A 6197-nucleotide genomic window follows, 5' to 3' on the forward strand; every position below is an offset into this window, starting at 1 on the left:
GGTTGCTCGCGCAGTTCCCCGCGCCCCTAAAAGATCCGTGGCTGAGCGGGATTCCCCGGCTGCGGCGCACCCCCTAGGGGCGCGGGGAACTGCGCGACCAGCCATCCACGGTCCGCACACGACCGAGGGTTTCCAGGGGCGCGGGGAACTGCGCGAGAAGCGGTCACGGTCCGCAGACGAAAGCGGGGTCAGGGGCGCGGGGAACTGCGCGAGCAACCATCCACTCAGCCGCAGACAAAGACCGGGCGTCACAGCGTCGCGTTGCCGCCCGATTCCGCCACGATCTCCTCGATCGTCTGCGGCGCGCGGACCACCGCGAAGTGGGTGCCGGACCGGGACACGGTGAAGCCGTAGACACCCGGCCGGGCAAGGCTGTTGTACGCGTAGTGGTGGGCGAAGCCGTACGCCCCGGTGTCCAGCACCGCCGCGTAATCCCCCTGATCCAGCCGCGGCAGCAGCCGCGCCTGGGCCAGCAGGTCGCCCGCGAAGCAGGCCGGGCCGGCCACGTCCTGGAGGACGGGCGGGCCGGACTTGGGGCGCCCCGAGGAGTCGTACGCCGCGATCCGCAAGGGCCAGGACGCCGGCGCGTACACCGTACGGGCCGCCACCTGGACCCCCGCGTGGGTGACCGCTATCGGACGGCCCCCGGCCGTCTTGGCGTACTCCACCCGCGCCAGCACCGTCCCGTGCTTGGCGAGCAGCGAGCGCCCGAACTCGGTCACCAGCGCGTACGACCCGTCGAACAGCCCGGGCACCTCCGTGCGCAGCAGCCGCGCGTACTCCTGGTACGTGGGGCTCGTCTCGTCCGAGGCGAAGTTCACCGGCAGCCCGCCGCCGAGGTCGACCGTGTCGATCCGGCGGCGGCCCACCCGCGCGTTGACCTCCTCGGCCAGCTCGTACGCGGCCCGCACCCCCTCGGCCATCAGCGTCAGCGGCACCCCCTGGGAGCCCGTGTGGGTGTGCAGCCGGGTGAGCCAGGGGCGGGCCGCGTACGCCGCCACGACCCACTCGCGCGCCCCCTCGTCCCGCAGCCCCACCCCGAACTTCGAGGTGGCCGTCGCCGTCGAGAGCGCACTGATGGACCCCGCGCCCAGCTGCGGGTTCACCCGCAGGCCGAGGGGTGAAGCGGTCGCGGAGGCGGCGACGAGCGCGTCCAGGCGGGCCAGCTCCTGGGGGTTGTCGGCGTTGACGGCGACGCCCAGGGCGAGGGCCTCGCGCAGTTCGGCGGGGGTCTTGGCGGGCGAGTCCAGGACCGTGCGCTCCGGGCCGATCCCGGCGGCGCGGGCCAGTGCCAGCTCACCGGGGCTGGCGACCTCCGCGCCCAGCCCCTCGCCCGCCAGCAGGCGCAGCACGGGCACCAGCGGACACGCCTTGACGGCGAAGGCATGGAGCACGGGCGCGTCGGTCACGGCGGCGAAGGCCGAGGTCAGCGCGGCAGCGGAGGCCCGGATGCCGGTGACGTCGAGGAGGGCGGCGAGCGGGGCGTCCGGGCCGACGAGCCCCTGTTCCACGGCCGCCCGCACCGCCTGGTCGCGGCGCGCGGCCGCCTCTGTGCCGTCCATGGGATCCAGCCAAGCACCGGGTGCGGCGGCGCGCAGACGTACCGATGTATTGACTAGTTCTATTCAGGGAGACAGGATGTGAATATCTGAGTCACGTCGTGAGGAGGCCTCGCCATGTCAGGACCCCGCCCCGTACGGGCACCGCGCGGTACGGAACTGAGCGCCCTGGGATGGCAGCAGGAAGCCGCCCTGCGCATGCTCCAGAACAACCTCGACCCCGAGGTCGCGGAGCACCCCGACAAGCTCGTCGTCTACGGCGGCACCGGCAAGGCCGCGCGCGACTGGCGCTCCTTCGACGCGATGGTGCGTACGCTGCGGACGCTGAAGCAGGACGAGACCATGCTGGTCCAGTCCGGCCGTCCGGTCGGTGTGATGCAGACCCACGAGTGGGCCCCGCGCGTCCTGATCGCCAACTCCAACCTGGTGGGCGACTGGGCGAACTGGGAGGAGTTCCGCCGTCTGGAGGCCCTCGGGCTGACCATGTACGGGCAGATGACCGCCGGTTCCTGGATCTACATCGGCACCCAGGGCATCCTCCAGGGCACGTACGAGACGTTCTCCGCCGTCGCCGCGAAGAAGTTCAACGGCACCCTGGCCGGGACGATCACGCTCACCGCGGGCCTCGGCGGCATGGGCGGCGCCCAGCCGCTCGCCGTGACCATGAACGACGGCGTCGCGATCTGTATCGACGTCGACCCGCGCGCCATCGAGCGCCGGATCGAGCACCGCTACCTCGACGTCAGGGCCGACAACCTGCGGCACGCCCTCGAGCTGGCCATCGAGGCGCGCGACGCCCGCCGCCCGCTCTCCATCGGCCTGCTCGGCAACGCGGCGGAGCTGCTGCCGCAGATGCTGGCCGAGGGCGCGCCGATCGACATCGTGACCGACCAGACCTCGGCGCACGACCCGCTGGCGTACCTGCCGGTCGGCGTCGACTTCGACGACATGGCCTCGTACGCGGCGAAGGACCCCGCGGGCTTCACCACCCGCGCCCGGGAGTCCATGGCCAGGCACGTCGAGGCGATGGTCGGGTTCATGGACGCGGGCGCCGAGGTCTTCGACTACGGCAACTCGATCCGCGGCGAGGCCCAGCTGGCCGGGTACGACCGGGCGTTCGCCTTCCCCGGCTTCGTCCCCGCGTACATCCGCCCGCTCTTCTGCGAGGGCAAGGGCCCGTTCCGCTGGGCGGCGCTGTCGGGTGAGGCCTCGGACATCCACAAGACGGACAAGGCGATCCTCGACCTCTTCCCGGAGAACGAGTCGCTGCACCGCTGGATCAAGATGGCGGGCGAGCGCGTCCACTTCCAGGGCCTGCCCGCGCGTATCTGCTGGCTCGGCTACGGCGAGCGGGACCGGGCCGGTGAGCGCTTCAACGACATGGTGGCGTCGGGCGAGCTGGCGGCCCCGCTGGCGATCGGCCGCGACCACCTGGACTGCGGCTCGGTGGCGTCCCCGTACCGCGAGACCGAGGCGATGCTCGACGGCTCGGACGCGATCGCGGACTGGCCGCTCCTGAACGCCATGGTCAACGTCGCCTCCGGCGCGTCCTGGGTCTCCCTGCACCACGGCGGCGGCGTCGGCATGGGCCGCTCCATCCACGCGGGCCAGGTCACGGTCGCCGACGGCACGGCGCTGGCGGGCGAGAAGATCCGCCGCGTCCTGACGAACGACCCCGGGATGGGTGTGATCCGGCACGTGGACGCGGGGTACGACATCGCGGAGTCGGTCGCGGACGAGCGGGGCGTGCGGGTCCCGATGCGGGAGGGTGACGCGTGACGGGAAGCGGCGCAGGTCCGGTGGGCGGCGAGGGCGGTACGCCGACCGCGGGTTCCGCTGTGCCCACCCGTTCCGCCCCAGCGGAACGACTGCCCACAGCGGAGCAAGGGTCCGGGGCGCCGCCCCGTGGCGGGGTGCAGGGGCCGCAGGCCCCGCTCGGGGGTCCGGGGGCGCAGCCCCCGGGTAAGCCCACCACTGCCCCCACCCACCCCCACCCGCGGAGCGTTTCGGGAAGGGGCGGGGTGGGGGAGGCTCCCTCGTTCCACGAGATGTGGCGCGACCTCGCCCCCGTCGGCCGGGACACCCGCACCCGTGGCTACCGCCGCTTCGCCTGGACGCCCGCCGACGCCGAGTGCCGGGCGTGGTTCCGGGCGCAGGCCGAAGCCCGCGGGCTGACCTACGAGGTCGACCGGAACGGCAACCAGTGGGCCTGGGCCGGTGACCCCACCGCCGGGGACGCCGTCGTCACGGGCTCGCACCTGGACTCCGTACCGGACGGCGGCGCCTTCGACGGCCCCCTGGGCGTCGTCTCGGCGTTCGCCGCCCTGGACGAACTGCGCAGGCGCGGCGCCGTCCCCACCCGCCCCCTCGCCCTCGTCAACTTCGGCGACGAGGAAGGCGCCAGGTTCGGCCTCGCCTGCGTCGGCTCCCGGCTCGCCGCCGGGCAGCTGACCGTCGAGGCCGCGCACCGGCTGCGCGACGGCGACGGGATCAGCCTCCCGCAGGCGATGGAGGCCGCGGGCTACGACCCGGACGCCATCGGCCCCGACCCCGAACGCCTCGCCCGCATCGGCGCGTTCGTCGAGCTGCACGTGGAACAGGGCCGCGCCCTGGACCTCAGCGGCGACGCCGTCGGCATCGCCTCGGCCATCTGGCCGCACGGCCGCTGGCGGTTCGACTTCGCGGGCGAGGCCAACCACGCGGGCACCACCCGCCTGGTGGACCGGCGCGACCCGATGCTCACCTATGCCGAGACGGTCCTCGCCGCCCGCCGCGAGGCCCAGCTGGCGGGCGCGGTCGCCACCTTCGGCAAGATCTCCTGCGAGCCGAACGGCGTCAACGCCATCCCGTCGCTGGTGCGCGGCTGGCTGGACTCGCGCGCCGCCGACCAGACGACCCTGGACACCGTCGTCACGGCGGTCGAGCGGGCGGCCCGCGAGCGCGCCGAGCGGGACGGCGTGGACCTGACCGTCGTACGGGAGTCGTTCACGCCCGTCGTCGAGTTCGAGCACGCCCTGCGCGACGAGCTGGCGAAGATCCTCGGCGGGCACACGCCCGTCCTCGGCACCGGCGCCGGACACGACGCCGGGATCCTCTCGGGGACGGTCCCGACCGCCATGCTGTTCGTGCGCAACCCCACCGGCGTCTCGCACTCCCCGGCCGAGTTCGCCGGCGAGGACGACTGTGTGGCCGGGGTGCTCGCACTCGCCGACGTACTGGAGGGCCTGGCGTGCAGGTGACGTCGTACTGGCTGGAGCACGCCTGGCTCGACCCCGAGGTCGAACCGGGCGTCCTGGTGGAGGTCGCGGACGGGCGGATCACCGCCGTCCGCGCAGGAGTCGAGGCGCCGCCGCCCGGCGCCCTCGCCCTGCGCGGCCTCACCCTGCCGGGCCTGGCCAACGCCCACTCGCACGCCTTCCACCGGGCCCTGCGCGGCACGGTCCAGGTGGGCTCGGGCACGTTCTGGACCTGGCGCGAGACGATGTACGCGGTCGCCGCGCGGCTCACCCCCGAGTCGTACCACGCGCTGGCGCGGGCGGTGTACGCGGAGATGGCGCTGGCCGGGATCACGGCGGTGGGCGAGTTCCACTACCTCCACCACGCGCCGGGCGGTACGCCGTACGCCGACCCGAACGCGATGGGCGAGGCGCTGATCGCGGCCGCCGCGGACGCCGGGATCCGGATCACGCTGCTGGACACGGCGTATCTGTCGGCCGGCTTCGGCGAGCCGCCCAACGCGCACCAGCTGCGGTTCTCGGACGGCACCGCGCAGGCGTGGGCCGAGCGGGTCTCGCTGCTGAAGCCGCGCGACGGTGTACGGATCGGCGCGGCGATCCACTCCGTACGGGCGGTGCCGGCGGACCAGTTGCGTACCGTCGCGGCGTGGGCCGAGGAGCGGGAGGCGCCGCTGCACGTGCACCTCTCCGAGCAGATCGCGGAGAACGAGGCGTGTCTGGCCGCGCACGGGTGCACGCCGACGCGGCTGCTGGCGGACCACGGGGTGCTGGGCGCGCGGACGACGGGCGTGCACAACACGCACCTCACCGACGAGGACATCGCGCTGCTCGGCGGGTCGGGGACGGGCACCTGTATGTGCCCCACCACCGAACGCGACCTCGCCGACGGCATCGGCCCGGCCGTCGCCCTCCAGCGCGCCGGCTCCCCGCTCTCGCTGGGCAGCGACAGCCACGCGGTGGTCGACCTCCTGGAGGAGGCGCGGGCGATGGAGCTGAACGAGCGGCTGCGGACGCGGACGCGGGGGCACTGGACGGCGGCGGCGCTGCTGCGGGCGGCCTCGGCGGACGGTCACGCGGCCCTGGGCTGGGCCGACGCGGGCCGCCTCGCCCCGGGCGCGCTCGCCGACCTGGTGACCCTGGACCTGTCGTCGCCCCGCACGGCGGGTGCGGTGCCGCGTCTCGGCGCCGAGACGGCGGTGTTCGCCGGGTCGGCGGCGGATGTGCGGGATGTGGTGGTCGGGGGGCGTGCGGTGGTGCGGGACGGGGTGCATGTGGGGGTGCCGGACGTTGGGGCGGCCCTGACGGAGGCGATCACGTCCCTACGGGATTAGCCCCCCACCCCGCCCCTTCCCGAAACTCTCCGAGGGGTGGAGTTCGTCTGCGGGCCGGTGGGGGCTGGTCG

General features: G+C 74.2%; 4 protein-coding genes. 3 read left to right on the forward strand and 1 reads right to left on the reverse strand.

The annotated features are described in order from the left end of the window. Positions 1-248: 248 nt before the first annotated feature. The gene (locus ABD236_RS10340) at positions 249-1562 is read right to left on the reverse strand and encodes a type III PLP-dependent enzyme domain-containing protein (protein WP_344072705.1); all 1314 of its coding nucleotides are present in this window, start codon (positions 1560-1562) and stop codon (positions 249-251) included. 114 nt (positions 1563-1676) lie between these two features. Here ABD236_RS10340 and hutU point away from each other — a divergent pair, with 114 nt between their 5' ends. The 3 genes from hutU to ABD236_RS10355 all read left to right on the forward strand — a co-directional run bounded on the left by hutU (position 1677) and on the right by ABD236_RS10355 (position 6126). Next, a complete protein-coding gene (gene hutU / locus ABD236_RS10345; RefSeq protein WP_344072707.1) occupies positions 1677-3338 on the forward strand; it encodes a urocanate hydratase in 1662 nt (553 codons plus the stop codon). 269 nt (positions 3339-3607) lie between these two features. Then, complete coding sequence (locus tag ABD236_RS10350; protein ID WP_344072727.1) at positions 3608-4798, forward strand: allantoate amidohydrolase; 1191 nt, start codon at positions 3608-3610, stop codon at positions 4796-4798. Further along, the gene (locus tag ABD236_RS10355) at positions 4789-6126 is read left to right on the forward strand and encodes a formimidoylglutamate deiminase (protein WP_344072709.1); all 1338 of its coding nucleotides are present in this window, start codon (positions 4789-4791) and stop codon (positions 6124-6126) included. Before ABD236_RS10350 ends, ABD236_RS10355 begins: the two co-directional genes overlap by 10 nt. Positions 6127-6197 lie beyond the last annotated feature (71 nt).

Origin of the sequence: Streptomyces crystallinus (assembly GCF_039521265.1) — a bacterium.
In the GTDB taxonomy this organism is placed as follows: Bacteria; Actinomycetota; Actinomycetes; order Streptomycetales; family Streptomycetaceae; genus Streptomyces; species Streptomyces crystallinus.